The sequence below is a fragment of the Limnohabitans sp. Rim47 genome, assembly GCF_001517545.1.
Lineage (GTDB): Bacteria > Pseudomonadota > Gammaproteobacteria > Burkholderiales > Burkholderiaceae_C > Limnohabitans_A.
Genome location: NZ_FBYA01000003.1, coordinates 472,230 through 497,771 on the forward strand (window position 1 = coordinate 472,230; position 25,542 = coordinate 497,771).

At 58.3% G+C, this 25,542-nt stretch carries 27 protein-coding genes; 10 read left to right on the top strand and 17 right to left on the bottom strand.

Going from position 1 to position 25,542, the window contains the following annotated elements:
• The first annotated feature begins 52 nt into the window (after positions 1-52).
• Genes BN3544_RS10065 through BN3544_RS10080 form a run of 4 tightly spaced genes read left to right on the top strand, consistent with a single transcriptional unit; the run spans position 53 to position 2,981 of the window.
• On the top strand, positions 53-430 hold the full coding sequence (locus BN3544_RS10065; RefSeq protein WP_019430649.1) for a VOC family protein: 378 nt from the start codon (positions 53-55) through the stop codon (positions 428-430).
• Positions 427-1,308: a PA4780 family RIO1-like protein kinase gene (locus BN3544_RS10070; protein WP_019430648.1), complete on the top strand. Its 882-nt coding sequence runs from the start codon at positions 427-429 to the stop codon at positions 1,306-1,308. Before BN3544_RS10065 ends, BN3544_RS10070 begins: the two co-directional genes overlap by 4 nt.
• A gap of 17 nt (positions 1,309-1,325) precedes the next feature.
• Complete coding sequence (locus BN3544_RS10075) at positions 1,326-2,072, top strand: tRNA-uridine aminocarboxypropyltransferase (protein ID WP_019430647.1); 747 nt, start codon at positions 1,326-1,328, stop codon at positions 2,070-2,072.
• A 30-nt stretch (positions 2,073-2,102) separates the two neighbouring features.
• A complete protein-coding gene (locus tag BN3544_RS10080; protein ID WP_019430646.1) occupies positions 2,103-2,981 on the top strand; it encodes a pirin family protein in 879 nt (292 codons plus the stop codon).
• A gap of 18 nt (positions 2,982-2,999) precedes the next feature.
• Here BN3544_RS10080 and BN3544_RS10085 read toward each other — a convergent pair whose 3' ends face one another.
• The 7 genes from BN3544_RS10085 to BN3544_RS10115 all read right to left on the bottom strand — a co-directional run bounded on the left by BN3544_RS10085 (position 3,000) and on the right by BN3544_RS10115 (position 10,298).
• Positions 3,000-3,647 (bottom strand): 2-dehydro-3-deoxy-6-phosphogalactonate aldolase, encoded by a 648-nt coding sequence (locus BN3544_RS10085; protein ID WP_019430645.1) that lies wholly within the window; start codon positions 3,645-3,647, stop codon positions 3,000-3,002.
• Positions 3,644-4,567, bottom strand: coding sequence for a 2-dehydro-3-deoxygalactonokinase (locus BN3544_RS10090; protein WP_019430644.1), 924 nt, complete (start codon positions 4,565-4,567; stop codon positions 3,644-3,646). The genes BN3544_RS10085 and BN3544_RS10090 overlap by 4 nt, the downstream gene beginning before the upstream one ends.
• On the bottom strand, positions 4,564-5,535 hold the full coding sequence (locus tag BN3544_RS10095) for a sugar kinase (protein ID WP_019430643.1): 972 nt from the start codon (positions 5,533-5,535) through the stop codon (positions 4,564-4,566). The genes BN3544_RS10090 and BN3544_RS10095 overlap by 4 nt, the downstream gene beginning before the upstream one ends.
• Positions 5,532-6,536 carry a D-erythronate dehydrogenase gene (denD, locus tag BN3544_RS10100; RefSeq protein WP_019430642.1) on the bottom strand — a complete coding sequence of 335 codons (1,005 nt, stop codon included), beginning with the start codon at positions 6,534-6,536 and terminating at the stop codon, positions 5,532-5,534. Before denD ends, BN3544_RS10095 begins: the two co-directional genes overlap by 4 nt.
• A gap of 17 nt (positions 6,537-6,553) precedes the next feature.
• Positions 6,554-8,302, bottom strand: coding sequence for an IlvD/Edd family dehydratase (locus BN3544_RS10105; RefSeq protein WP_019430641.1), 1,749 nt, complete (start codon positions 8,300-8,302; stop codon positions 6,554-6,556).
• A gap of 68 nt (positions 8,303-8,370) precedes the next feature.
• Complete coding sequence (gene dgoD / locus BN3544_RS10110; protein WP_019430640.1) at positions 8,371-9,519, bottom strand: galactonate dehydratase; 1,149 nt, start codon at positions 9,517-9,519, stop codon at positions 8,371-8,373.
• Positions 9,520-9,530: 11 nt separating this feature from the next.
• Positions 9,531-10,298 carry a FadR/GntR family transcriptional regulator gene (locus BN3544_RS10115; RefSeq protein WP_019430639.1) on the bottom strand — a complete coding sequence of 256 codons (768 nt, stop codon included), beginning with the start codon at positions 10,296-10,298 and terminating at the stop codon, positions 9,531-9,533.
• Positions 10,299-10,434: 136 nt separating this feature from the next.
• Here BN3544_RS10115 and BN3544_RS10120 point away from each other — a divergent pair, with 136 nt between their 5' ends.
• The 6 genes from BN3544_RS10120 to BN3544_RS10145 all read left to right on the top strand — a co-directional run bounded on the left by BN3544_RS10120 (position 10,435) and on the right by BN3544_RS10145 (position 16,551).
• Positions 10,435-11,217, top strand: a complete 783-nt coding sequence (locus BN3544_RS10120; RefSeq protein WP_019430638.1) for an SDR family oxidoreductase — start codon at positions 10,435-10,437, stop codon at positions 11,215-11,217.
• A 33-nt stretch (positions 11,218-11,250) separates the two neighbouring features.
• Positions 11,251-12,498, top strand: a complete 1,248-nt coding sequence (locus BN3544_RS10125; protein ID WP_019430637.1) for an enolase C-terminal domain-like protein — start codon at positions 11,251-11,253, stop codon at positions 12,496-12,498.
• Positions 12,499-12,575: 77 nt separating this feature from the next.
• A complete protein-coding gene (locus BN3544_RS10130; RefSeq protein WP_019430636.1) occupies positions 12,576-13,592 on the top strand; it encodes a TRAP transporter substrate-binding protein in 1,017 nt (338 codons plus the stop codon).
• Between the two features lie 33 nt (positions 13,593-13,625).
• On the top strand, positions 13,626-14,180 hold the full coding sequence (locus tag BN3544_RS10135; RefSeq protein WP_019430635.1) for a TRAP transporter small permease: 555 nt from the start codon (positions 13,626-13,628) through the stop codon (positions 14,178-14,180).
• A 19-nt stretch (positions 14,181-14,199) separates the two neighbouring features.
• Positions 14,200-15,480 carry a TRAP transporter large permease gene (locus BN3544_RS10140; protein WP_026036775.1) on the top strand — a complete coding sequence of 427 codons (1,281 nt, stop codon included), beginning with the start codon at positions 14,200-14,202 and terminating at the stop codon, positions 15,478-15,480.
• 39 nt (positions 15,481-15,519) lie between these two features.
• Positions 15,520-16,551 carry a DctP family TRAP transporter solute-binding subunit gene (locus BN3544_RS10145; RefSeq protein WP_019430633.1) on the top strand — a complete coding sequence of 344 codons (1,032 nt, stop codon included), beginning with the start codon at positions 15,520-15,522 and terminating at the stop codon, positions 16,549-16,551.
• Between the two features lie 92 nt (positions 16,552-16,643).
• Here the strand turns inward: BN3544_RS10145 and gndA are convergent, their stop codons facing one another.
• The 10 genes from gndA to BN3544_RS10195 are packed head-to-tail and all read right to left on the bottom strand — an operon-like array spanning position 16,644 to position 25,492.
• Complete coding sequence (gene gndA / locus BN3544_RS10150; protein WP_019431082.1) at positions 16,644-18,053, bottom strand: NADP-dependent phosphogluconate dehydrogenase; 1,410 nt, start codon at positions 18,051-18,053, stop codon at positions 16,644-16,646.
• Positions 18,054-18,062: 9 nt separating this feature from the next.
• Positions 18,063-18,812, bottom strand: a complete 750-nt coding sequence (locus BN3544_RS10155) for an SDR family oxidoreductase (protein WP_019431083.1) — start codon at positions 18,810-18,812, stop codon at positions 18,063-18,065.
• 29 nt (positions 18,813-18,841) lie between these two features.
• Positions 18,842-19,888: an L-idonate 5-dehydrogenase gene (locus BN3544_RS10160; protein ID WP_019431084.1), complete on the bottom strand. Its 1,047-nt coding sequence runs from the start codon at positions 19,886-19,888 to the stop codon at positions 18,842-18,844.
• Positions 19,889-19,919: 31 nt separating this feature from the next.
• A complete protein-coding gene (locus BN3544_RS10165; RefSeq protein WP_019431085.1) occupies positions 19,920-20,702 on the bottom strand; it encodes a glucose 1-dehydrogenase in 783 nt (260 codons plus the stop codon).
• Positions 20,684-21,967 (bottom strand): TRAP transporter large permease subunit, encoded by a 1,284-nt coding sequence (locus tag BN3544_RS10170; RefSeq protein ID WP_026036848.1) that lies wholly within the window; start codon positions 21,965-21,967, stop codon positions 20,684-20,686. Before BN3544_RS10170 ends, BN3544_RS10165 begins: the two co-directional genes overlap by 19 nt.
• A complete protein-coding gene (locus tag BN3544_RS10175; RefSeq protein ID WP_019431087.1) occupies positions 21,964-22,503 on the bottom strand; it encodes a TRAP transporter small permease in 540 nt (179 codons plus the stop codon). The genes BN3544_RS10170 and BN3544_RS10175 overlap by 4 nt, the downstream gene beginning before the upstream one ends.
• Before the next feature lie 53 nt (positions 22,504-22,556).
• Complete coding sequence (locus BN3544_RS10180; RefSeq protein ID WP_019431088.1) at positions 22,557-23,531, bottom strand: TRAP transporter substrate-binding protein; 975 nt, start codon at positions 23,529-23,531, stop codon at positions 22,557-22,559.
• 40 nt (positions 23,532-23,571) lie between these two features.
• Positions 23,572-23,910, bottom strand: coding sequence for a putative antibiotic biosynthesis monooxygenase (locus BN3544_RS10185; RefSeq protein WP_019431089.1), 339 nt, complete (start codon positions 23,908-23,910; stop codon positions 23,572-23,574).
• An 18-nt stretch (positions 23,911-23,928) separates the two neighbouring features.
• Positions 23,929-24,465 (bottom strand): gluconokinase, encoded by a 537-nt coding sequence (locus BN3544_RS10190; RefSeq protein WP_019431090.1) that lies wholly within the window; start codon positions 24,463-24,465, stop codon positions 23,929-23,931.
• Between the two features lie 16 nt (positions 24,466-24,481).
• A complete protein-coding gene (locus tag BN3544_RS10195) occupies positions 24,482-25,492 on the bottom strand; it encodes a 2-hydroxyacid dehydrogenase (protein ID WP_019431091.1) in 1,011 nt (336 codons plus the stop codon).
• Positions 25,493-25,542 lie beyond the last annotated feature (50 nt).

A 25,542-nucleotide genomic window follows, 5' to 3' on the forward strand; every position in this document is an offset into this window, starting at 1 on the left:
TACCATTACCCGAATTCAATTCGCCCGATGCCGGGTATCAACGGAGAAAGCCATGTTCAGCCATGTGATGTTGGGTGTGAATGACCTTGAGGTCTCCAAAAAGTTTTATGACGCCGTGCTCGGCACCCTGGGCCACGGGCCCGGCGTGGCCAACAAGAACCGCTATTTTTACCGCAGCCCCACGGGCACCTTCGCCATCACCACGCCCATCAACGGCGAACCCGCCTGCCACGGCAACGGCAGCACCATTGGGTTTACCGTGGCATCGGCCGAGCAGGGCGATGCCTTTCATGCGGCGGGCGTGGCCAACGGCGGCACCACTTGCGAAGACCCACCCGGTTTCCGTGAAACACCAGCGGGCAAGCTGTACCTGGCTTATTTGCGCGACCCGGACGGCAACAAGCTCTGCGCCTTGCATCGCCCTGGATGAAGGCGCCCCCCAGACTGCAGACCCTCGTCGACGAGGGGCTGATCGACACCGTGGTGCGCCAGCTCATGAGCGGCAAAGAGGCCATGGTGTTCGTGGTGCGCTGCGGTGACGAAACCCGCTGCGCAAAGATTTACAAAGAAGCCACCCACCGCAGCTTTCGGCAAGCGGTGGACTACACCGAAAACCGCAAGGTTAAAAATTCGCGCTCCGCCCGTGCCATGGCCAAGGGCAGCAAGTTTGGTCGGCAAGAACAGGAAGCCGCCTGGCAAAGCGCCGAGGTCGATGCGCTTTACCGCTTGGCTGCAGCTGGGGTACGGGTGCCCAAGCCCTTTAACTTTTTTGATGGCGTGCTGCTGATGGAGCTGGTGACCGACGCTCATGGCGACGCCGCACCGCGTCTGAACGATGTGGCCTTCACGCCCGAGCAAGCGCTGCAGCACCACGCCACCCTGATCGCCGAAGTGGTGCGCATGCTGTGTGCGGGGGTGGTGCACGGTGACTTGTCCGAGTTCAACATCTTGTTGGCGCACTTGCCGGGTGAAGGCGACCAGCCTGGGGTGGACGAGCCGGTCATCATCGACCTGCCGCAGGCGGTGGATGCTGCGGGTAACAACCACGCTCAACGCATGCTGCTGCGCGATGTGGGCAACCTGCGGGATTTCTTCGGTCAGTTCGCGCCTGATCTGCTCCAGACCGAATACGGCCCCGAAATCTGGAGCCTGTACCAGGCCGGACTGTTGAGCAACGAGACACCGCTGACAGGGCACTACGAGCGGTCGACAGCCGATGTGGACATGCAGGCCGTGTTGCGCGAAATCGACGACGCCCGTGACGAAGAGGCTGCACGTCGTTTGCGCATGGCCACGCCTGCAGCTTGAGGATCGGTTGTTTTCCCATGCCTGCATCACGTTCTGCGCTGGAACCCCATGCCGTTTCGCGCCTGCGCACCGCGCGCCTGGCCCGCAGCGCCAAACCCTTCATGGCCCGTGGTGGCATCAAGGGCGAGCGCTGCCCCGGTTGTCGTTTGGTGCCCAGCCATTGCTTGTGTGATGTGCGTCCCGAAGTGCCGACGCAGTCAGGCATGTGTTTGTTGATGGCCGACATCGAACCGCTCAAGCCCAGCAACACCGGCTGGCTGATTGCCGATGTGGTGCACGACACCTTTGCTTTTGGCTGGGCACGCACCGAGGTTGAGCCGGCCTTGCTGGCGCTGCTGGCCGATCCGCAGTGGCAACCTTATGTGGTGTTTCCGGGTGAGTTTGTTGAACCCGAACGGGTCGTGAACGACGTGCAGCTTGCGCCATCAGGCAAACGGCCCTTGTTCATCTTGCTGGACGCCACTTGGCCTGAGGCCCGCAAGATGTTCCGCAAAAGCCCGTACCTGAATGCCTTGCCTGTGCTCAGCCTGAACGCTGAACAGGTCTCGCGCTACCAGCTGCGCCGCTCGCGCCGTGATGACCATTTTTGCACCAGCGAAGTCGCTTCGCTTTGCCTGGAGCTGGCGGGCGAAGCCCATGCGGCACAGACCTTGCAGGCCTATCTGGATGTGTACACCCACCATTACCTGCAGGCCAAACACCAGCTGCCGCCTGACTTGAACGGGCCTGCGCATTTACAGTTACGGGCACTGAAGCTGGCGTGAGCCGCCCCGTTAAGTTGAAAGGAGACCTTTGTGTCCAACAATGCATCCACTCACCCAGTCGTCACTTCCCGCACGGTCGAGCGCCTGGTCATTGGCCAGGCCACATCCGATGGCGCAGGCGTCAAGCTCAGCCGCATCCTCACGCAAGATTTGCAGCACCGGCTCGACCCATTTTTGATGCTCGATGCCTTTGGCAGCGACAAGCCCGATGACTACATCGCCGGTTTTCCTGACCACCCGCACCGGGGCTTTGAAACCGTGACCTACATGATCGCCGGGCGCATGCTGCACCGCGACAGCGCGGGCCACGAAGGCCTGTTGCAAAACGGCGGCGTGCAATGGATGACCGCAGGCCAAGGCGTGATCCATTCCGAAATTCCGCAGCAAGCCGATGGCGTGATGGAGGGCTTTCAGTTGTGGCTGAACTTGCACAGCTCAGAAAAGATGAACGCCCCTTGGTACCGTGATTTCCAAAACGACCAGCTGCCACAGTTCCAAACCCCAGCGGGCGTGGCGGTCACGGTGATCGCTGGGGCCAGCCATGGTGTGCAAGGCGCGGTCAGCCGCGAGATCACCCAACCGGTCTATCTGGACGTGCACATGCCTCAAGGCACGCGCTTTGAGCAGACGCTGCCCGCTGGGCACAACGCCTTTGTGTACGTGTACCGGGGCGAAGTCAGCATCGCAGGGCAAACCGTGCCCGTGCAGCGCATGGCCATTTTGGCCAACACGGCGCCATCCGACGGCGTGGTCATCGAGGCCAGCGCCGATGCAAAGTTCATCTTGGTGGCGGGCCAACCGCTCAAGGAGCCCATCGTTCAATACGGCCCGTTTGTGATGAACACCAAAGAAGAGATCTACCAGGCTTTGGCCGATTTTCGGGATGGACGCTTGGGCGAAAAGGCCTGAGGTTTGGCGTGTCAGGCGTCAGGCCTTGAACGCGCGTACGAATTCGGCGGCGTTGTCGCCGACCTGCTGCGCGGAACGCCCCGGCGCGTACAAGGCCGAGCCAAGGCCAAACCCGCTGGCCCCAGCGCTTCGGTAAGCGGCCATGTTGCCGGGCGTGATGCCGCCGACTGGCATCAAGTCGGCTTCTGGGGGCAGCACGGCCCGCAGGGCTTTGACGGTGGCCGGTGAAATCATTTCGGCTGGGAACAGTTTGAGCCCGTGTGCCCCCGCATCGAGCGCCGCAAAGGCTTCGCTGGGTGTGGCCACACCAGGCAGCACCACCATGTTGAGGGCCAGGGCTTGCGCCACGACCGCAGGGTTGAAGTTGGGGGCCACGATCAAGCGGCCTCCGGCTGCGTGCACGTCTTTGACTTGCTGCGCGTTCAGCACGGTGCCTGCGCCAATCAGAGTTTGCGGAAATTGCTGCGCCAGCGCGGCGATGCTTTGCAAAGGCTCGGGCGAGTTGAGCGGCACTTCGATAATGGCGAAGCCGCTGGTCACCAATGCTTCGCCGATGGCCGGTGCCTCTGCGGGCGTGAGGCCGCGCAGGATGGCGATCAGGGGCAGTTGGGTCATGGCTTGTGCCAAGAGCGCATGCGGCGTGGATGTGGGGTTAGAGGTGTTCATGTCGTGCGCGTTAAATTGACGGCCAAGGCATGCAAACCTGCCCAAGTGGCTTCGGCCCCCCAACGCTGGCAGGTCAAGCCCAAGTGTTGCAGGGCGAGGGTGTAACGCCGCGTGAGGGCATCGCTGCCGATCAAAATCAATGGGGCTGCATTGGCCTTGTGGGCTGTATCGACCTGTGTGCGCAGCTCTTCGCCAATCAGCAAGCCCGACAAATAGCCAGGCAGAACAGCTGCGCTCATGCATTCAAACAAGCCCAGCGTGCGCACCGCAAACAGTTTGTTGAGCATGCTGCCCGATTGCTGGCTTTGGTCTACGCCGCGCAAGAACGCCGATTCATCAAAAGCACCATTCAAGTCCAGCGTCTTGCCCAAAATTGAATGCTGGGTCATCAGGGCAAACACCTCACCTGTCATGAAGGTCTGGAAACGCGTGACGCGGCCGCCTTGCACTTGCGCCCACTTGCTGTGAGTGCCGGGCAGCACCAGTGTGGCGCTGTCTTGGCCTGCCAGTTGCAGTGCCCCAAAAATTTGCACTTCTTCGCCACGCATCACGTCGGGAATGTTCAAAAGGTCACCCGACATGCAGCTCAAGCCCGGCACCAAGGCGATGCGATCGCGCTGCAGCCACAAAAGGTGCTGACTCAGTTCGTCAAAGCCAGCGGGGCAGGGGCAGTAGGGCGCTTCTTGCCAGCCCTGTCGGCTGCCTGCCATGCCCGATATCAGGCACAGCGCATGGGGCGAGTCCATCCAGTCGCCAAAGAGTTCATTAAAAACGGATTCAAACTGGCCGGGTGGCACGCTCAGGATGCCGCGTGCAAATTCACGCGATTCAAGCACCTGGCCGGCGGGCCCAAGGCGTGCACCGCGCAGTGAAGTGGTGCCCCAGTCAATGGCGATCAAGACGCGCTGGGCGAGGTTCATGCTTGGGAGGCTTTCGCCGAGCTCAGCACCTTCAGCACGGCTTCACGTTGCGGCAAGGGCGCGACCGCGCCGTAACCTTGCACAGACAAAGACGCCGCGACGTTGGCGTAAGCGGTGGCGTCCCACAAGGATTCGCCACACGACAAACGCGCCAGCAAGTTGCCCGCAAAACAATCACCTGCACCTGTGGCGTCCACGGCCTGAACGGCATGGCCGGGCACCAAGCGTTGCTGATGCCCGTCGCTGGCCAGGGCACCGTCGGCACCCAGCTTGAGCACCACTTGCGCTGCGCCTTGGGCGTGGCTCCAGCCGATGATGTCTTGCGCTTGCGTGAGGCCGGTGAGCGCCGTCATGTCTTCCATGCTGGGCAAAAACAGATCGCACAGGCTGACTGCGTGGCGCATGCAGGCTTGAGCGCGGTCGAGTGGCCAGAGCGACAAACGCAAATTGGAGTCGAGTGCCACTTGCGTGCCAGCGGAGCGGGCATGCTGCATGCCTGCAAAGGCCGCGTCGCAGGCCGATGCCGAAATGGCCAATGAAATCCCTGACAGGTGCAGCCACTGACTTTGAGCAATGGCTTCGCCCCAATGCTGCGCCACATCTTGCGCTTGCATGCGGCTGGCGGCCGATCCGGCGCGGGCGTAGCTGAAGTGGTGGCCCTGCGCATCGTGACTCACAAAGTACATGCCCGTGGGCGCATGGGCATCGCGCACCACGGTGGAGGCGTCGACGTTTTCGCGCTGCCACAAATCCATCAGGCGGTCACCCCAGCGGTCTGTGCCCAAGCGGCTGAGGTAAGCCACGCGGGCACCCGCACGGGCGGCGGCAATGGCGGCGTTGCTGGTGTCGCCGCCGAAGCCTTGCAGGTAAGTGGGCGGCGCGTCAACTGGCTGGTTCTTGGTCTGGTTGAACTCGACCATGGCTTCACCCAAGGCGACGATGTCGAGCGCTTTGATGGGCTTTGTCACTTCAAACCGTTCAAGGCTTCAGCAGGGTAAGCTGGCCGCGTTTTGCAGTCAGAGATGTACTGTTCGATGATGGCCTCGAAGCTGGCATCGGCTTTCAGGCCCAGGGCATTGGCGCGGTCAAAGGTCGAACCCTTGGCCCAGTTGGCCACAATGCCCGCAACGCGTTCATCGCGTTCAAACTTTACGCGTGCGCGAACGGTCGGGCCCGCTACTTTTTCAAGCGCAGCCAGCATGTCGCTCACCTTCACGTTCAGTCCCGGCAGATTGAGTGCCATGCGCCCACCCAGAGCGTCGCGGCTGGCTTCGAATACGGTGATCAGGCCGTGGATGGTGTTGCCCGGTGATGACACAGGGTGCGATACATCCGGGTCCACGGGGCAGGTGGTATGGGTGCCCGCCAGAGGCTCGCGGATGATGCCGCTGAAAAACGAGGACGCTGCGCCATTGGGTTTGCCGGGGCGCACTGTCACTGTCATCAGGCGTGCAGCACGGCCATCGATGAAGCCTTTGCGGGTGTAGTCGGCCACCATGTACTCGATCATCAGCTTGTGCGTGCCGTAAGAGGTTTGCGGCGTGGGCAAGGTGGTGTCGGTCACGCGTTCTGGCATCGGGTTGCCTGCGTCCGGTCCGAACACCGCAACCGAGCTGGCAAATACAAATCGCGATGCTTTGCCCGATGCCCGAATGCTGTCCAGTAGCAAGCGGCTGCTGTCTAGGTTGGAGCGCAGGCCCAGATCAAAGTCGAGTTCGCATTCGCCCGACACGGCCGATGCCAAATGAAACACGCCGTCAAAGCCGCTCTTGAACAAATCGCCTTGTTCCAGCATGGGGCCAGCGTGGCCCTTCACGCGCGGATCGGCCAGCAGGTCGGCAGGGGCCGGGAAAAGGTCGGCAATGACCAGTTCGCTCACACTTTGGCCATTCAATTGACCCCGTTGCAAAATTTCACGGGCCAGGCGGGCCCCTAAAAATCCGGCACCGCCGGTGATCAAAATTCGCATGAATGTCTCCTTTGAAATCAGTGGTTGTCTTTGGGCACAGCTGCACCGCGTTGGCCCACCAGAAAGTCCATGTCGGCGCCTTCGTCGGCTTGCAGCACATGGTCGATGTAGAGCTTCCAATAGCCCGACTGCATGGCAGGTGCTGGCTTTTCCCACAAAGCCAATCGGCGCGCCAACTCTTCGTCACTGATGAGCAGTTGCAGCTTGCGCTCGGGTACGTTGAGTTCAATCATGTCGCCGTTTTGCACCACGGCCAGCGGGCCACCGGCAGCGGCTTCGGGTGTGGTGTGCAGCACCACGGTGCCATAGGCGGTGCCGCTCATGCGGGCATCACTGATGCGCACCATGTCGGTGATGCCTTTGCGCAGCACCTTGGGTGGCAGCGGCATGTTGCCCACTTCGGCCATGCCGGGGTAGCCCTTTGGGCCGCAATTCTTGAGCACCAAAATGCAGTTTTCGTCCACATCCAGGCTCTCGTCGTCGATGCGTTTGTGGAAGTCATGGCTGTCCTCAAACACCACGGCACGCCCGGTATGCACCATAAGCGCAGGCGTGGCCGCGCTGGGCTTGATGACTGCGCCACGCGGGGCCAGGTTGCCACGCAAGATGGCGATGCCCGCTTTTTCCTTGAAGGGTTCGTCGAATTTTTTGATCACGCGCGGGTCGTAGTTCACGGCGCTGGCAATGTTCTCGCTGACGGTCTTGCCGCTCACGGTCACGATGTTTTTGTGCAGCAGGTGTTCGATCTCTTTCATCACCACCGGCAGACCGCCGGCATAGCAGAAGTCTTCCATCAGGTGCTCGCCAGACGGCTGCAGGTTCAACAGGCATGGCAACTCGCTGCCCAGTCGTTCAAAGTCGTCCACAGTCAGCTTGAGGCCCAAGCGGCCGGCAATGGCGATCAAGTGGATGACCGCGTTGGTCGACCCGCCAATGGCCGCCAGTGTGCGGATGGCGTTTTCAAAGGCCTCGCGGGTCAGCACTTGGCTGATGGTCTGGTCGGTGTGCACCATCTCGACGATGCGGCGACCCGATTCTCGGGCCAGCACATTGCGGCGGCCATCGACTGCTGGGAAGGTGGCGTTGCCCGGCAAACCGATGCCCAAGGCCTCGACCATGCTGGCCATGGTGCTGGCGGTGCCCATGGTCATGCAATGGCCGTGGCTGCGGTGCATGCAGCTTTCGGCTTCAAAAAAGTCGGTCAGTTTGAGTGTGCCTGCACGCACCTGCTCGCTCATGCTCCACACGCCAGTACCCGATCCGAGTTCTTGCCCGCGCCACTTGCCATTCAGCATGGGGCCGCCCGAGACGCCAATGGTGGGCAAGCCCGCGCTCGATGCCCCCATCAGCAAGCTGGGTGTGGTCTTGTCGCAGCCCATGAGCAGCACCACGCCGTCAATCGGGTTGCCACGGATGGACTCTTCGACGTCCATGCTGGCCAGGTTGCGGTACAGCATGGCGGTGGGGCGCAGCAGCGTTTCGCCGAGCGACATGACCGGGAATTCGAGCGGAAAACCACCCGCCTCGTATACGCCGATCTTGACCTGCTCGGCCAGCGTGCGGAAGTGCGAATTGCAAGGGGTGAGTTCGCTGAAAGTGTTGCAAATACCAATCACGGGGCGACCGTCAAACTGGTCGTGCGGTACGCCCTTGCCCTTGACCCAACTGCGGTAGGCAAAGCCATCGCGGTCTTGACGGCCAAACCATTGCTGGCTGCGCAGGTCTTCGGGTTTTTTGCGGGGCAGATCGCCAGTTTTTTGACTCATGGTGTTGTCTCAATCTTGTTTTTGGTGTGTAAAGTAAGAGGGTGTTATTGCTGTGTGCAGTGTGTCAATTACCACTCGGCAAAACTGCCATCGGCATGCCGCCAGACAGGGTTGCGCCAGCGGTGTCCTTGTTGTGCGCGCTCACGCACGAAGTCTTCGTTGACTTCAATGCCCAGACCCGGACCGCTCGGAATGGCCACCATGCCATCCTTGTAAGCGAAGACTTCCCTGTTGGTCACGTAATCGAGCAGATCGTTCGAGCCGTTGTAATGAATGCCCAAGCTTTGTTCTTGAATGAAGGCGTTGTAGCAAACCGCGTCGAGCTGTAAATTGGCCGCCAGTGCAATCGGTCCTAACGGGCAGTGCAAGGCCAATGCAACGTCATAGGCTTCGGCCATGCTGGCAATTTTGCGTGTTTCTGTAATGCCTCCTGCGTGCGACGGATCGGGCTGCACGATGTCCACATAGCCTTCGGACAGCACCCGTTTGAAATCCCAGCGTGAATAAAGTCGTTCACCCAATGCTATGGGTGTGGAGGTCAGTGGGGCGATTTCCTTGAGGGCTTCGTAATGCTCGCTGAGTACGGGTTCTTCGATGAACATCAGGCGGTAAGGTGCGAGTTCTTTGACCAGAATTTTGGCCATTGGTTTGTGTACGCGCCCATGAAAATCAACGCCGATGCCCACGTTGGGTCCAACGGCCTCGCGCACGGCCGCCACGTTTTGCAGGCAACGTTCCACCTTGTCGAAAGTGTCCACATATTGCAACTCTTCGGTGCCGTTCATTTTTACGGCCGTAAAGCCGCGTGCTACAGCAGCTTGGGCTGCCGCCGCCGTTTCGCTGGGGCGATCGCCGCCAATCCAGCTGTACACACGGATGCGGTCGCGTACCGGGCCACCCAGCAGATCGGCTACGGGGACACCTAAGGCTTTGCCTTTGATGTCCCACAATGCTTGATCAATGCCTGCAATGGCGCTCATGTGCACACCGCCACCCCGGTAAAAACCGCCCCGGTACATGACTGTCCAATGGTCTTCAATGTGGCGGGGGTCTTTGCCGATTAAGTAATCCGAGAGTTCTTCTACTGCTGCAGCCACGGTATGGGCTCGACCTTCGAGCACGGGTTCACCCCAGCCGGTGAGGCCTTCGTCGGTTTCAATTTTCAGGAAACACCATCGCGGTGGAACTAAAAAGGTGGTGAGTTTCGTGATTTTCATGACAAGTTTTGTCAGGCCAGCACGGGCATGGTGTCCGGGGCACCGTTACGCGGACCTGTCGCACGCGCAGGCACAAGTTCGCGCAGGTCTTCTTCGGCACCAGCGATCAGAATCAGCGCGGCCTGTTCAGCGGCATCGGCATCGCCTCGTTCAATCGCTTCGCACAGGGCCTCATGCAGAGGCAAGGAGTGTGCAGGCCCACCGGGTTTGGTTGTAATAACATCAAAATTTACGCGCAACAAGGCGGCCATGGCGTCTTGCATCTGACGCACAAACTGGTTTCCACAGGCCGACAAAATGATGGTGTGAAAACTCAGGTCGGCTTTTACATAGTCGCCCTTGCCTGCAACAGCGCGGGCCATGGCCATGTAGGCTGATCGCAGATTGCGACGGTCTTCGTCACTGGCGCGTAGTGCCGTCATGCGCACAGCGGCGGGCTCGATGATGCGTCGTATTTCCATCAGGTCGCGTGAGAGGGTAGGGTCAAACACCGCCGATTGCGCCCTCCAACCGATGATGTCCGGGTCAAACAGGTTCCATCGCGTGGGCTCTAGCACCAAGGTGCCCACGCGACGCGTGACTTCGATCAGGCCTTTGGCGGCCAGTGATTTGATGGCCTCACGAATCACGATGCGGCTAAAGCCAAAGCGGCTGCACAGCTCCGGTTCTGGTGGCAACAACTGGCCCGGGCGAATTTTGCCGCTGCAAATGTCCCGACCCAATGCTTCTAAAACTTGCTCTTGGAAAGTGGCTCGGGGGGAAGATGATTTGAGGTTCATGTCAGGCAATAAAGGTATGACCAACGAAATATCAGAAATACCGTCGTGGTACACAGTATCTGTCATAAGTGCCGCCAGTCAAAGTCAGGGTTTTCGATAGGTTATCAAACGTCATACGTCATATACATTTGCGGCCATGAAATCGATATCAGCTACCGCCTTGTTTGATCTGAAGGGTCGCACGGCCTTGATCACAGGCTCTACGCGCGGCATTGGCCTGGCCTTGGCGAAAGGTCTTGCCGAGTCGGGGGCACGCGTCATCCTCAACAGTCGCCAACAAACTGCCGTGCACGCCGCAGTGGCCCAACTTCAGGCCTTGGGCCTGGATGCCCGTGGTGCGGCTTTTGACGTGGCCGATCAGGCTTCGATTGAGGCGGCATTTGCAGACTTTGACCGTGCAGGACTGTCCATCGACATCTTGATCAACAACGCCGGCATCCAACACCGCCAGCCCATGCTGGACGTTTCTTTGGAAGACTGGAATCGCGTCATCAACACCAACCTCACGGCGGCATTTTTGGTGGGTCGTGCCGCTGCGCGCCGCATGATCGAGCGAGGGCAGGGCGGCAAGATTATCAACATTGGTTCGCTCACCAGTGAGGCAGCACGCGCTACGGTGGCGCCTTACACGGTAGCCAAGGGTGGCATCAAAATGCTCTCCAAAGCGATGGCGGCTGAGTGGGCGCAGCACAACATTCAGGCCAATTCGATTGGCCCGGGCTACATCCTCACCGACATGAACGAGGCGCTGGTGAACAACCCTTCGTTTGATGCCTGGGTCAAAAACAGCAACCCCGCGCAGCGCTGGGGTCGCCCCGAAGAGCTCGTGGGCACCGCCATTTACTTGGCTTCGGGCGCCTCCAACTACGTCAACGGCCAAATCATCTATGTGGATGGTGGCTGGCTGTCGGTGCTCTGATTTCTGGTCACGTATTTCATCAAAGATAAATTCATGAGCACGCTGATCACCGACGTCAAAGTCATCCTGACCGCTCCCGAAGGCATCAACCTGCTGGTGGTCAAAGTCGAAACCAACCAGCCCGGTCTGTATGGCTTGGGCTGCGGTACTTTTGCTTATCGCCATCTGGCGGTCAAGTGCCTGATTGAAGAGTATTTGCGGCCTTTGGTGGTGGGGCGTGATGTGCACGCCATCGAAGAACTCTGGCAGCTGATGCACCAGAACGCCTATTGGCGTAACGGCCCGATCGAGAACAACGCGATCTCGGGCATCGACATGGCCTTATGGGACATCAAGGGCAAGCTGGCCAACATGCCGCTGTACCAGTTGTTTGGCGGCAAGGTGCGCCAAGGCGTGCCGATCTACCGACACGCCGACGGCAAAGACCTGAGCGAGCTGTGCGACAACATCCAAAAGTACCGCGATCAGGGCATCACCCACATCCGCTGCCAAAGCGGTGGTTATGGCGGTGGTGGCTACGGCGCAGCACCGGCCCACGCCGCAAGCCATGCGCCGGATGGGGTGTACCTCGATTCGCGCAAATACATGCGCGAAACCGTCAAGATGTTTGACGGCATCCGCAGCCGCGTGGGTTTTGATGTGGCGCTGTGCCATGACGTGCACGAACGCCTCAAGCCCATCGATTCGATCCGTTTTGCGCAAGCCCTTGAACCGTTTGACTTGTTCTTCTTGGAGGACGCTATTCCGCTCGAAGAGGGCGAGTGGATTCGACAGTTGCGGGACAAGACCAACATCCCGCTGGCGCAGGGCGAGCTGTTCAACCATCCTTTCGAGTGGCGCAACCTGATCGCCGAGCGCTTGATTGATTTCATACGCGTGCATCTGAGCCAGGTGGGTGGCATTACGCCTGCCCGCAAGCTCCAATTGTTTGCCGAGCAATACGGCGTGCGCACCGCCTGGCATGGCCCGGGTGACATGTCGCCACTGGCCCATGCAGCCAATATCCACATCGATCTGGCGTCCCGCAACTTCGGGGTGCAAGAGTGGTCGGGCACCGAGCCACCGAACTTCGTGATCCAGGAACTCAAGGGGCCCCGCGAGGCCTTGCTTGAAGTGTTTCCGGGCTTGCCTGAGTTCCGTCAGGGCTTCGTCTATGCCAATGACTTGCCGGGCTTGGGCGTGGACATAGACGAGGTGCAAGCGGCTAAATACGCGTGTGACAGCGGTGTGACCACTTGGACGCAAACGCGTTTGATGGATGGCAGTTTGAACACGCCTTGATTTTTCAGTCACAGCAGTGTGAGCGCTTGGGCCACAGTTGCTGATTCATTCCAACCACCAAGACGGAGACAACTTTCATGATCACAAAAACTTCCTCCCTGCGCCGCGCTACGCTGCTGGCTGTTGCTTGTCTGGCCCTTTGCTCGGGTGCGGCTTTTGCCGAGGTCAAAGCCAAAATCGGCCATGCTATGCCCGATACACATCCGCAAGCGATGGCCATGAATAAGTTCGCCGAACTGGCCGCCCAGTACACAGGCAACAACGTGAAGATTCAAGTCTTCCATGGTGCTGTTTTGGGCAGCGACGAAAAGCAGCTGCAGGCCGTGCAGGCTGGCACTCAAGAGATGTACATCGGCACGCTTGCTCCGTTGTCCTCTAAGGTCAAGGAAGTACAAATCTGGGATTTGCCCTTCATGTTCGCGAATGAAAAAGAGGTTTATGCCGTGCTCGATGGGGCATCCTCCAAAACAATTTTTCAGAAAATCGAACCCAGTGGTTTGGTGGGCCTGACCTGGACCGGCATGGGCTTTCGCAACCTGTCCAACAGCAAGCGCCCTGTGACCAAACTCGAAGACGTCAATGGCTTGAAGGTGCGCGTGATGGCAAACCCCGTGGCGCTGGAAACCTGGAAAAGTATTGGTGCCAATGCCGTGCCTATGGCGTTCTCTGAAGTGTTTCCCGCACTGGAGACAAAAGCCCTCGACGGCCAAGAAAATCCATTGGTGCACATGTACGCCAACAAGATGCAGGAAGTACAGAAGTTCATTTCTTTGACCAATCACGTCTACACCCCCGTGGCCTTGGTTGCTTCCAAAAAATTCTGGGATACCTTGTCGGCAAATGACAAGGCTGGAGTCCAAAAAGCCGCTACAGAGGCCGGTTTGCTGCAACGCAAATATCTGGAAGAGGGTGACAAGGACGTGGTTGGAAAATTTGCCAAAGCCGGTGTGACCGTGAGTTCTGTGCCCGCCGCTGAACTCGCCCGAATTCAGGACAAAGTCAAATCGGTCGTAACCAAGTTTGCGCCGATCATTGGTGAAGACTTTGTCAAGCAGTTCTATGCCGAAATTGAAAAAGCACGCTCGGCCAAGTAAAGCCTGATCTCTGATCGCCCCAAGGAGGACTCCATGATTAAAGCAATCCAACCCGTCATTGACGGCGTTTTCAAAATTTTTGAAACCGTCATGGTGATCTGTATCGCCTTGATGCTGGTGATGGTGTTTGGTAACGTGATGTTGCGCATTTTCTTCAACACCGGCATTGACCTGTCGGAGGAGATTCCGCGCTTTGCATTCGTCTGGATGACCTTCATTGGTGCGATTGTGGGCATGCGCAAGCATGCCCACTTGGGGGTGGATGTCATCACCCAGTTGCTGCCCTTGGCAGGTAAGAAATTCTGCTGGGGCATCAGCCAATTCATCATGGCTGTGTGCTGTGGCTACATCGTTTATGGCACCTGGTTGCAACACGGGATTCTGGAAGGCAATGCCTCTCCAGTAGCCCAAATCAGCATGATTTGGGTGTTTGGTGTCAGCTATTTGACCGGTACTTTTATCGGCATCATGTGCTTGTTCAACCTGTACCGCCTTTTCACGGGACAAGTGGAGGAGTCTGAGCTTTCTGATGTGATGGAAGAGGGCATGTCAGAGATCGATGAATTGAGCGCTCAATCCACAAAATAACAACAAGAAGAAATTCACCATGACTATCCTCGTTTTTATTGGCTCCTTGTTGGGTCTGATGGCCTTGGGCATGCCCATCGCGTTTGCCTTGATCGGTTGCGGCTTGGCCATGATGTACCACATGGGCGTCACCGATCCGCAGATCGTGATTCAGAACATGTGGGACGGCTCCAACAGCTTCCCTCTTCTCGCTGTGCCTTTTTTCATGTTGGCTGGTGAGTTCATGAATGCAGGCGGCATGACCCGCCGCATCATCAACATGGCCATGGCCTGGATTGGACACATTCCCGGTGGCCTGGGTTACGTGGCGGTGGCGGCTGCGGTGATCATGGCGTCACTGTCGGGTTCTGCTGTAGCCGACACGGCTGCACTGGCTTCGGTCTTGGTGCCCATGATGCGCAAGGCGGGCTATGACGTAAACCGTTCATGTGGCCTGATCGCTTGCGGCGGCATCATCGCCCCAGTGATTCCACCGTCGATCGGCATGATCATTTTTGGTGTGGCGGGTGGTGTGAGCATCACCAAGTTGTTCATCGCGGGCATCGTGCCCGGTATCTTGATGGGCGTGGCGATCATGATCGCCTGGCGCTGGTCGATCAAGCGTGACAAGATCAAGATCGAGCCCAAACGCACGATGGAAGTGCGCTGGTCTGAAACACGTAAATCCTTGTGGGCGCTGACGTTGCCTCTGGTCATCATCGGTGGCCTGAAGATCGGTTTCTTCACACCGACCGAAGCCGCCGTGATAGCTGCGGTCTATTCGCTGGTGGTGGGCTTGTTTGTTTACCGCGAGATTCAATATAAAGAGCTGTTTCACCTGTTCTACCGTGCTGCCGAGACCACGGCCATCGTGATGTTCCTTGTGGCCGCTGCCGGTGTGTCTGCCTGGCTGATCACCACGGCCAGCATTCCTCAGCAAGTGGCCGACCTGGTTCAGCCCTTCATGGACAACAAAATGCTTTTGATGTTTGTGTTGATGGTGATGGTGTTCATCATCGGTACGGCTTTGGACTTCACGCCCACGGTGTTGATCATGACGCCTGTGTTGATGCCGGTGGTCAAGCAGGCCGGTATTGATCCGGTCTATTTCGGTGTTCTGTTCATCATCAACAATGCCATTGGTCTGGTGACACCGCCTGTGGGCACTGTTCTCAACGTGGTGTGCAGCATTGCCAAGATTCCAATGTCTGGCGCCATCAAGGGTGTGATGCCTTTCATGATTGCGCAGACCATTGTCATGCTGTTGTTGATTGTGTTTCCCGAGATCGTCATGTGGCCTTTGCACATGATGACGCGTTGAGCCTGAAATTTCCTCTGCCCCACTAACCCAGGAGGCATTATGAAAAAACCATCTCGCAGACTGCTCTCTCAATCCTTGCTGGCTTTGGCCAGTGCCACTTTGCTTTGGAGTGTTGCGCCCTCGGCTGGTGCGCAAGAGGTTAAAAAGGCCAAACTTGGCCATTCGTTTACCGACGCGCATCCACGTGCGGTAGCGATGAAGCAATTCGCTGCATCAGTGCTCAAGGCGACCCAAGGAAAAGTGGTTGTTGAAGTATTTGGAAACGCCACGCTTGGCTCTGAAGACAAAATGCTGATCGCTACCCAAAGCGGTGTTCAGGACCTGTATATGGGGGCTATGGCGCCGATTGCCGCTCGTAAAAAGGAAATGCAAATTTTCGATTTTCCGTTCATTTTCGGCAGCGATGCCGAGGCAGCTTTTGTACTTGACGGCCCTGTCGGTCGCAAGATGCTGGATGGTCTTAACGACATGAGCATGCATGGTTTGGTCTGGGCGGGCGGTGCTTTTAGGAATCTTTCCAACAGCAAGCGCCCGATAGGTACCGTGGCCGAAATGAAGGGCCTTAAAGTTCGTGTGATGCCCAGCCCCATGGCGCTGGCGAGTTTCAATGCCATGGGTTTGAATGCCGTACCCATGGCGTTTACTGAGGTGTATCCCGCACTGGAAACCAAAGCCTTGGATGGCTATGAGCATCCCTTTGTGGACATGTACGCCAATAAAATGTACGAGGTGCAGAAATACCTGACTGTTACCAATCATGTGTACACCCCTGTTGCGCTCGTGGCTTCCTCAAAGTGGTGGGCAGGCCTGACGCCCGATCAGCAAACAGCGGTGCAAAAAGCGGCAGAGGAAACACGCACTTTTCAGCGCAAGGCCGAATTGGCTGATGCAAGCAACGTGGTGAGTCAGCTCAAAGCCAAAGGCATGAGCGTGACAGATATGCCTGCTGCCGAACTCGACAAGATCCGGGTGGCGGTGCAGCCGGTGCTTGATAAGAACAGCGAGGCAATTGGTTCGGAGTTTGTTCAGTCCTTTTACGCTGAGCTCAAAAAATTCAGGGCACTCAAGTAAAAAAGAGCTTATTTAACTGTTCTTTTGTAGCAAACCCCGCCAAGACGTAAGTCTTGGCGGGGTTTTTTATGTGGACATCATTGCAAGGATGTTCAGTCGCTCCAGCGCGTGTGGAACTTGCCTGGACGGTCTACCCGTTGGTAAGTGTGCGCGCCAAAGTAATCGCGCTGTGCTTGCAGCAAATTGGCGGGTAAGCGGGCGGAGCGGTAGGCGTCGTAGTAGCTTAGCGCACTCATGAACGAGGGCACCGCAACGCCATGCAAGGCACCCATCGCCACGACTTCTCTCAGGTCTTGTTGGCAGCGTGCCATCACGCCCGAAAAGTGGCTGTCCATCAGCAGGTTGTCCAGTGCGGGAGAGCGCTCGTGTGCGTTACGAATGTCTTCGAGCAAGCGCGCGCGAATGATGCAGCCCGCTCGCCAGACCGAGGCCACCGTGCCCATGGGCAGTGCCCATTGGTGCTCTTTGTCTGCGGCTTTGAGCAGGCTGAAGCCTTGGGCATAAGCGCAAATCTTGGCGGCCAACAAGGCTTTCTGAATGCGGCCCAGCACCGTTTGCCGATCACCCGCGGTCGGGGCAATGGGCCCGGCCAACACCTTGGATGCTTTGACGCGTTCGGGCTGCAAGGCACTGATGGTGCGTGCGAACACGGCATTGGCAATCGTGGGCGCGGTCACGCCCAGGTCGAGTGCGACCTGACTGGCCCATTTGCCCGTCCCTTTTTGTTCGGCGGTGTCGAGGATCAGGTTGACCAGAGCGTCGCCTGTTTCAGGATCGGTGTGCGCCAGAATGTCGGCTGTGATGCCCATCAAGTAACTGGCCAGCTCACCCTTATTCCACTCCCGGAACACGTCACTCATCTCGGCCGGGCTCATGCCCAGCACGTTGTGCATCAGCCAATAGGCCTCACAGATGGTTTGCATGTCGGCGTATTCAATGCCGTTGTGCACCATCTTCACGAAGTGGCCCGAGCCACCGGGACCCATCCATTCGCAGCAGGGCTGGCCATCATCTGCTTGGGCTGAAATGGCTTGCAGCATGGGTTTGAGCAGCGGCCACGCTTGTGTCGACCCACCCGGCATCAGGGCCGGGCCGCGCAGTGCACCTTCTTCGCCACCGCTGACACCTGCACCCACAAACAAAATGCCGGTGCCCTCCAGCGACTGGATGCGGCGTTGTGTGTCTGTGTAGAGTGTGTTGCCACCGTCCATGACCACGTCGCCAGGGCTCAGCAGTGGGCGCAACTCGGCCAATACGGCATCGACCGCAGCGCCTGCAGGCACCATCAGCCAGATGTGGCGTGGCTGTTGCAGGCTGTTCACCAGTTCGGCCAGTGACTGGACTGCTTGTGCATTCAGGCCTTGTGTGCGCTGGTCAAAGCTGTTGCGTTTGCCTGAATCGAGGTCAAAGCCGCTGACAGAAAAACCGTTGCGCTCCAGATTGAGCGCCAGGTTTTCGCCCATGACGCCCAGGCCCACCAGGCCGATGTCCATCTTCTGCATAGGCTTGGTTTAACCCCGACCCACAAACGGCATGTTGGTCGCCATCACGGTGGTGAACAAGATGTTGGCAGACAGTGGCAAGCGAGACATGGAGAGGAAAGTCTCGACCACGGCCGACATGTCCATGCGCGGTTCGGCCTTGATGCTGCCATCGGCTTGGGGCACGCCTTTGGCCATTTTTTCAGTCATGTCGGAGGCCACGTTGCCAATGTCGATCTGACCCACGGCGATGCTGAAAGCCCGGCCATCCAGCGAAGCGGCACGGGTCAGACCCGAAATGGCGTGCTTGGTGGCGGTGTAAGCAATGGAGCCATAGCGCGGCACATGGGCCGAGATGGAGCCGTTGTTGATGATGCGGCCCCCTTGCGGGCTTTGCTCTTGCATCAGCTTGAAGGCATGTGAGAGGCAATAAAAAGCACCGTTCAGGTTGACATCGACCATGCGGCGCCAGTCGTCACCCGACACATCACCGGGCAAGGTGGTAGGCAGCGAGATACCGGCGTTGTTGAACAACAAGTCGAGGCGACCGAACTGGGCGCGGACCTTTTCGAACAGGGCCTTCACCTGGGTTTCGTCAGAGACGTCTGCTGGCATCGCCACGCCATTGGCGGCGTTGGCACCGGCTTTGGCGATGGTTTCTTGCAAGGCCTCGGTGCGGCGACCGACCAGCACCACCTGCCAGCCTTCTTGAAGTAAACCGAGCGCGCAGGCCTGACCAATGCCAGAACTGGCGCCTGTGACAAGAGCCACTTTTTTCATGAAAAATTCCTCGTTTGAAATTTAAAAAATCAAGCCACGGTGTCGGCAAAGGCAATTTGCACTTTGAGCGACTGGCTCTTGTCGGCTGCCAGATCAAAAGCTTCGATGGCTCGGTCCACAGGCAAGATACCGGTGATGACCGGCTTGCCGTTGACCAGACCTTCGTTTAAAAAACGCACAGCGGTGGCAAATTCGGCATGGAAGCGGAAGGTGCCACGCATGTCGATTTCTTTGGCCACGATTTGTGTCATGGGCAGACTGATGTCGCCACCCATGCCCACGGTGATCAGCACACCGCGAGGTGCAATGGTGTCCAGGCCCACGCGCAAGGCCGCTTCGCTGCCCGAGGCCTCGAACACGGCGTCGAACTGGCCCTTGTCCACTTTGTATTTGTCGAGTGCTTCGGCTTGGCTCTTGAGGTTGATGATCTCGTCTGCGCCCATTTCCTTGGCGCATTTCAAAGGCAAATCGGCAATGTCCGCAGCCACGATGCGGGCTGCACCGGCACGGCGCAAGGCGCCGATCAAGAGGGAGCCAATCGGCCCGCAACCGGTCACCAACACCTGCTTGCCCAGCACGCTGCCTGCGCGCTGAATGGCATGCAGGCCTACCGACAAAGGTTCTGCCAAAGCGGCTTCAGACAGGCTCAGGTGGTCGGCAATCGGGTGGGCTTGGTAGCCCTCGATGATGAGTTGTTCGCTGAACGCCCCCTGGATGTGAGGGAAGGGCATGGCGCTGCCGTAAAAACGCATGCTCAGACAGTGGTTGTGCTGGCCTGCTTGGCAAAAGCGACAGTGGCCGCAAGGGCGCGAGGGCGAGATGGCGATGCGCTGGCCTTTTTGGATGCCGGTGACCGCAGCGCCGAAACCATCCACAACGCCCGAAATTTCGTGCCCCAGAGCGATGGGCTGTTTGATGCGCACCGTGCCAAAGCCGCCATGCTGGTAGTAATGCAAATCAGAGCCGCAAATGCCGCCAAAGGCCACATTCACGCGCAACTGGTGCTCGCCCAAAGCGGGCAGTTCGGTGTGTTCAACGCGAAGGTCTTTGGCCGAGTGACAGACAACGGATTTCATGGTGGTTTCTTTGAAAAGTGTGGAGTAGATTTTAGAGTGTGGCGGTCACGCCACCATCGACATAAAGGACATGGCCGTTCACGAAACGTGAGGCGTCAGAGGCCAAAAAGACCGCCGCACCGCCTAGGTCTTGCACATCGCCCCAGCGGCGGCTGGGTGTGCGGCCTACCAGCCAACCGCTGAAGGCAGGGTCATCGACCAGTTTCTGGTTGAGTTCGGTTTTGAAGTAACCCGGGCCGATGCCGTTGACGTTGATGCCGAACTGGCCCCAGTCAATCGCCATGCCTTTGGTCAGCATCTTCACCGCGCCTTTGGTGGCTGTGTAAGGCGCAATGCCGGGGCGGCCCAGCTCGCTTTGCACCGAGCAAATGTTGATGATCTTGCCGCGACCGCGTGGGATCATCTTTTTGGCCACCGCCTGACCCACGTAATACACGCTGTCCAGGTTGGTCTTCATGATGGTGTGCCAGTCGTCATCTTGGTACTCGTGCAGTGGTCCACGAATTTGCATGCCCGCGTTGTTGATCAGGATGTCGATCGGGCCTTGTGCTTCAATTTGATCCACGGCGGCACGCACACTGTCGGCATCCGTCACGTCAAATACCGAGGTGCTGACAGACAAGCCTTGCGCATTCAGAGTCTGGGCTGCGGCTGCGACCTTGCTGGCCGTGCGGCCATTCAGGATGACGTGGGCGCCTGCTTGTGCCAGGGCCTCGGCCAAGGCCAATCCGATACCAGCTGAAGAGCCCGTGATCAGCGCGCGACGGCCAGTTAGTTGAAAAGTGTCGAGAACATTCATCTCATCAGCAACCATTTGAGGGGCATCATCACCAGGCTTGGGAAGGCAATCAAGGCCCCCATGACGACCACTTGGGAGTACAGGAAAGGCATAACGCCACGGATGACATCGTGCATCGGAATTCGGCCCACGCCGCACACCACATTGAGCACGGTGCCCACAGGCGGCGTGAGCAAACCGATGGCGTTGTTGATGATGAACAGAACGCCAAAGTAAACCGGGTCAATGCCTGCTTCGCGCACCAAAGGCATCAGAACCGGCGTGAGGATCAGCACGGTGGGCGCAAAGTCGAGCGCCGTGCCCACAATCATCACCAACAGCATCAACATGACCATCAACAAAGTCTGGTTGTCGATGAAGGGGCGCAGGATTTCGACAATCTGTGCGGGAATGTTGGCCACAGTGATCAGCCAGGCCGAGACCAGCGCAGCAGCCACCAGAAACATCACGACGGAAGATGTTTTGGCCGCAGCCAGGATGATGCCGTAGAGGTCTTTGAACTTGATTTCGCGGTAAATGAACAAGCCCACGACCAGCGAATAGACCACAGCCACCACAGCCGCTTCGGTGGGTGTGAAGATGCCCATCTTCATGCCGCCGATGATGGTAATGGCCAGCAAGTAAGACCAAAACGCGTTGATGGTCACTGTGATGCGTTCTTTGAACGGCACCTTTTCGGCCACCACCACTTTGTCTTTGCGGGCCACGACCCACCAGGTCACGATCAGGGCCAAGCCCATCAGGATGCCCGGAAAAATGCCGGCCATAAACAGTTTGGAGATCGACACGCCGCCGATTACACCGAACAGGATAAAACCGATTGACGGTGGAATGACGGGTGCGATGATGCCGCCTGCGGCAATCAGACCGGCCGAGCGGTCCATGCGGTAACCGGCCTCCCGCATCATGGGCATCAACACGGCCGCCAATGCGGCTGTATCGGCCACGGCCGAGCCCGACAAGCTGGCCATGACGATGGCGGCAAACACTGCCACATAACCCAGACCACCTCTAAAGTGGCCAACCCAGACCATGGCCGAGTTGACGATGCGGCGGCTCATGCCGCCCGCGTTCATCAGCTCACCGGCCAGCATAAAAAACGGCACGGCCATGAGCGGAAAATTGTCGGCACCATTGATCAGGTTTTGCGACACGATTTGCGTGTCGAAGTTGTCCAGGTGGAGCATGAGCGCCACACCCGAGACCAGCAATGAAAAGGCCAAGGGCATGCCCAGCGCCATGGCCGCCAGTAGCGAAACAATGAAAACAAGAACGGTCATTTGGCAGCCTCTTGGGTATGGACAGTCACGACTTCTTCAGAGTCTTGCACCTGAATCAGATCGGCCTCGTTGAAGTTGCCTTTGGCCAGCTGAACCAGCTTGCCGATGATCATCAAACCCATGGCCACGCTGGTGATGTAGCCCACACCGTAGACCCAGCTCATGGGTATTTCGGTGACTGCGGAGGTCGTGCTGGCGTTGATACCGTGTTGCTTTAGGGTGCCGTAAAACATCAGGCCGCAGCAACCGAGCATGAGCACGTTGGACACAGCAAAGGCTATTTTTTTGCCGCCCAAGCTGAGTTTTCGTACGATCGAATCCAGCCCGAGGTGACCGTTTTCACGCATCGTGACGATGGCCCCCAAGAAGGTGATCCAGATGAATAAAAATCGCGACAACTCTTCCGAGCTGATGATGCCGTCGTTGAAGCCGTAACGCAAAACCACATTGCCAAACACCATGATGACCATGGTTGACAACATGATGACCAGCGTGAACTCCGCCAGCCGAAAGAAAAGGTCGTTGATTTTTTTCATACATCCATCAAAAAAGCCCCCTCCGGAGAGGGGGCGTGATCACACTAAAACCATCACTTGGTGTCTTCAATGGCTTTCAGCAAAGCGGTACCGCTTTTCTCGCCAAAGGTTTTGGCGATCTCGCCCGACACAATCTTCTGGAACGGGGCCATGTCCACGTTTTCGATCACTTGCATGCCTGACTTCTTCAGGTCGGCAATCACCTTGCCGGCGTTTTGTGCGTTCAGGTTGCGCTGGTAAGTGGCGGCTTCACGGGCGGCATCAACCACAACTTTTTGATAGTTGGCAGGCAGTGTGTCGAACTTGGCCTTGTTCATGGCTACAACCAGCGGCGAGTAAACGTGGTTGCTCACGGTCAGGTACTTTTGAACCTCATAGAACTTGGACGACCAGGTCACGTTGATCGGGTGCTCTTGGGCATCAAAGGTGCCGGTTTCCAAGGCGGTGTACAGCTCGGCGATCGGCATGGGCGATGGGTTCATGCCCAGCAGCTTGAAGGCCTGGATGTGGTACGGGTTGGGTGTTGAGCGGATCTTCAGCCCTTTGAGGTCGTCGGGCTTGTTGACCGGACGTTTGTTGTTGGTGAAAGCGCGCCAGCCGTTTTCCCAATAAGCCAGACCCTTCATGCCGTGGGGGGCCAGTTCGTTCAGAACGCCAGTGCCCACAGCACCGTCGAGCACGTTGTAGGCATGCTGTGCGTTGCGGAACACAAAGGGCAATTCCATCGCGGCCGTGTTGGGCACGATGCCGTTGTAGTTGGATGCACCGCTGGAGACGATGTCGATCGTTCCACCGCGCACGCCGTTGATCATGGCCGCGTCATTGCCCAGCTGGTTGGCTGGGAAGATGGTGATTTCAACATCGCCGTTGGTGCGTTGCTTGACCAACTCGGCCAGCTTCATGGCGGCGGCATGTTGGCCGTCAGTGGTGTTGACCGCGTGGCCCATTTTCAGGTTGAACTTGGCGGCGTAAGCGCTGGAGCCGACGGCAGCCACGAGGCAGGCAAGAAGGATGCGGGAAATTTTCATGGTTTTGTCTCCTGGTTAAAAAAGGGGCTGTCGAAAAAACTCAATCGGTGGGCAGCGCATATTCGTCTGCGCTGAAGACGGTGTGAAACACGGTGCCATCGAACATGGCGATCAGGTCTTTGGACACTTCGCGGCTTTCCATGCGCACAGCCGAGGCCAATGCGATCTCGATCGATTCGCGGCTCGGGTAGCGTACCGACAGCACCATGCCAAAGTGCGGATCTGCCACATCGCTTTCGACCTGGCGCAGCACGCGCACTTCCTGTGCGCCAGGAAAGCGGGTCCACAGGGGCACGAGTTTTTCTCGGATGTAGCGGTTGAACGCGTCTTCCATGCCGGGTTTGACCTTGCCTTGGAAGAATGCACAGCGGATGAACATGAAAAGTCCTTTTAAAAATCAGAGGGCAGGGTGCACTCTTGAAAACGTTCTTGCCTGCAAGGCGGCCAGCGCTTGCATGACCATGTCCTGCACCGGTTCTGTGATGGGCAGATGGATCACGTCGGTCTCATCGGCTTCGGGTTTTTCGAGGGTGCGAAACTGGCTGTCCAGCAAGCCTGGCTGCATGTAGTGGCCGACGCGCTGCTGCATGCGTTTTTGAATCAGCTCAAAGCCGCCGTCAAGGAAGACAAAGCACACATCGCCCGCTTGCTCGCGGATGCGGTCGCGGTAAACACGCTTGAGCGCCGAGCAGGCCACCACACGGCCTTGCGCATGGGGCTGTGACAGGTACTCGCCAATGCGGTCCAGCCAGGGCCAACGGTCATCATCCTGCAAGGCGATGCCGGCACGCATTTTTGCCACGCTCGCGCTCAGGTGCAGGTCGTCGCCGTCCACCATGTCCAGGCCCAGTCGTTCGCCCAAAGCGGCAGCCATGGTCGATTTGCCGCAACCGGATACACCCATGACGATGAGGCGCAAAGGCACTTGGTTCATAGGGGCTCGCAGCCTGTCACTTCACCAGCGCCGCGCACTCGGGCACGGGCGTGCGCAAGGCTTGCCCTGATGTGCCTGCCTGCATGTTGGCAAATGCCAGATCGGCCATGGCTTGGCGGGTTTCGGTGGTGGCACTGGCCATGTGCGGCGTCAGCACCACGTTGTTCAGGGTCCAGAGCACATCGGGCACGTTGGGCTCGTTGGCAAACACGTCAAGGCCTGCGCCTGCGATGGTGCCGTTTTGCAGGGCTTCGATCAGCGCTTGTTCATCGACCACACTGCCCCGCGCTACGTTGATCAAAAAGCCGCGAGCGCCCAGTGCCTTGAGCACCTCGGCGTTGATCAGGTGTTTGGTGCCTGCACCACCGGGGGTGATGACGACCAGAAAGTCCACATTCGCGGCCAGTTCAGCAGGCGTTGTAAAAAACTTGAAACCCGAATCCGGCTTTTCGGTGCGTGCGGTGTAGGCAATTGACATGCCAAAGCCGCTTGCGCGTCGCGCGATGGCCTTGCCAATGCGACCCAGGCCTACGATGCCCAAGCGGGCACCCGACACCTTGCGGCCTAAAGCCATCGGGCCACTGGGCCATTGGCCGGCACGCACAAATTTGTCGGCTTGCGGGATGGTGCGGCCCACCGACAGCACCAAGCCCATGGCCAGATCAGCCACGTCGTCGGTCAGCACATCGGGTGTGTGCGTGACGGGAATGCCGTGCTCGATGGCTGCAGCCACATCCACGCCGTCGTAGCCCACGCCAAATACAGAGACCACTTTGGCGTTCGTCACCTGGGCCAAAAGGCTGCGCGGCACGCTGGCCTCGCCGGTGCCGGCAACGCCCACAATGCGCTGAGCCAATGCCGCAAATGCGGCAGGGTCGGTGATGTGGGTGCGGTCGTGCACCGTGTAGACCGACTCCAGTGCTTTTTGATAAAAGGGGTGGAGTTTGGCGACAGCCAGTACATCGGGTTTGGACACGTCAATCACTCCAGTGAAAACAGCTTGCTTGGACAGCGCTGTCCAATGCATTCAAAAAAAATGGCCAGTGGAATTCGAGATTTTTGAGGGCAAATCAGGGT

What these genes read in the sequence shown, in the direction of transcription:
- BN3544_RS10070 (WP_019430648.1), top strand. Translation starts at nt 427, where the DNA reads ATGAAGGCGCCCCCCAGACTGCAGACCCTCGTCGACGAGGGGCTGATC.
- BN3544_RS10065 (WP_019430649.1), top strand. Translation starts at nt 53, where the DNA reads ATGTTCAGCCATGTGATGTTGGGTGTGAATGACCTTGAGGTCTCCAAA.
- BN3544_RS10140 (WP_026036775.1), top strand. Translation starts at nt 14,200, where the DNA reads ATGACTATCCTCGTTTTTATTGGCTCCTTGTTGGGTCTGATGGCCTTG.
- BN3544_RS10125 (WP_019430637.1), top strand. Translation starts at nt 11,251, where the DNA reads ATGAGCACGCTGATCACCGACGTCAAAGTCATCCTGACCGCTCCCGAA.
- BN3544_RS10170 (WP_026036848.1), bottom strand. Translation starts at nt 21,967, where the DNA reads ATGACCGTTCTTGTTTTCATTGTTTCGCTACTGGCGGCCATGGCGCTG.
- BN3544_RS10190 (WP_019431090.1), bottom strand. Translation starts at nt 24,465, where the DNA reads ATGAACCAAGTGCCTTTGCGCCTCATCGTCATGGGTGTATCCGGTTGC.
- BN3544_RS10165 (WP_019431085.1), bottom strand. Translation starts at nt 20,702, where the DNA reads ATGGTTGCTGATGAGATGAATGTTCTCGACACTTTTCAACTAACTGGC.
- BN3544_RS10130 (WP_019430636.1), top strand. Translation starts at nt 12,576, where the DNA reads ATGATCACAAAAACTTCCTCCCTGCGCCGCGCTACGCTGCTGGCTGTT.
- BN3544_RS10115 (WP_019430639.1), bottom strand. Translation starts at nt 10,298, where the DNA reads ATGAACCTCAAATCATCTTCCCCCCGAGCCACTTTCCAAGAGCAAGTT.
- BN3544_RS10085 (WP_019430645.1), bottom strand. Translation starts at nt 3,647, where the DNA reads ATGAACACCTCTAACCCCACATCCACGCCGCATGCGCTCTTGGCACAA.
- BN3544_RS10180 (WP_019431088.1), bottom strand. Translation starts at nt 23,531, where the DNA reads ATGAAAATTTCCCGCATCCTTCTTGCCTGCCTCGTGGCTGCCGTCGGC.
- BN3544_RS10155 (WP_019431083.1), bottom strand. Translation starts at nt 18,812, where the DNA reads ATGAAAAAAGTGGCTCTTGTCACAGGCGCCAGTTCTGGCATTGGTCAG.
- denD (WP_019430642.1), bottom strand. Translation starts at nt 6,536, where the DNA reads ATGCGAATTTTGATCACCGGCGGTGCCGGATTTTTAGGGGCCCGCCTG.
- BN3544_RS10145 (WP_019430633.1), top strand. Translation starts at nt 15,520, where the DNA reads ATGAAAAAACCATCTCGCAGACTGCTCTCTCAATCCTTGCTGGCTTTG.
- gndA (WP_019431082.1), bottom strand. Translation starts at nt 18,053, where the DNA reads ATGCAGAAGATGGACATCGGCCTGGTGGGCCTGGGCGTCATGGGCGAA.
- dgoD (WP_019430640.1), bottom strand. Translation starts at nt 9,519, where the DNA reads ATGAAAATCACGAAACTCACCACCTTTTTAGTTCCACCGCGATGGTGT.
- BN3544_RS10120 (WP_019430638.1), top strand. Translation starts at nt 10,435, where the DNA reads ATGAAATCGATATCAGCTACCGCCTTGTTTGATCTGAAGGGTCGCACG.
- BN3544_RS10185 (WP_019431089.1), bottom strand. Translation starts at nt 23,910, where the DNA reads ATGTTCATCCGCTGTGCATTCTTCCAAGGCAAGGTCAAACCCGGCATG.
- BN3544_RS10195 (WP_019431091.1), bottom strand. Translation starts at nt 25,492, where the DNA reads ATGCATTGGACAGCGCTGTCCAAGCAAGCTGTTTTCACTGGAGTGATT.
- BN3544_RS10135 (WP_019430635.1), top strand. Translation starts at nt 13,626, where the DNA reads ATGATTAAAGCAATCCAACCCGTCATTGACGGCGTTTTCAAAATTTTT.
- BN3544_RS10175 (WP_019431087.1), bottom strand. Translation starts at nt 22,503, where the DNA reads ATGAAAAAAATCAACGACCTTTTCTTTCGGCTGGCGGAGTTCACGCTG.
- BN3544_RS10105 (WP_019430641.1), bottom strand. Translation starts at nt 8,302, where the DNA reads ATGAGTCAAAAAACTGGCGATCTGCCCCGCAAAAAACCCGAAGACCTG.
- BN3544_RS10090 (WP_019430644.1), bottom strand. Translation starts at nt 4,567, where the DNA reads ATGAACCTCGCCCAGCGCGTCTTGATCGCCATTGACTGGGGCACCACT.
- BN3544_RS10160 (WP_019431084.1), bottom strand. Translation starts at nt 19,888, where the DNA reads ATGAAATCCGTTGTCTGTCACTCGGCCAAAGACCTTCGCGTTGAACAC.
- BN3544_RS10075 (WP_019430647.1), top strand. Translation starts at nt 1,326, where the DNA reads ATGCCTGCATCACGTTCTGCGCTGGAACCCCATGCCGTTTCGCGCCTG.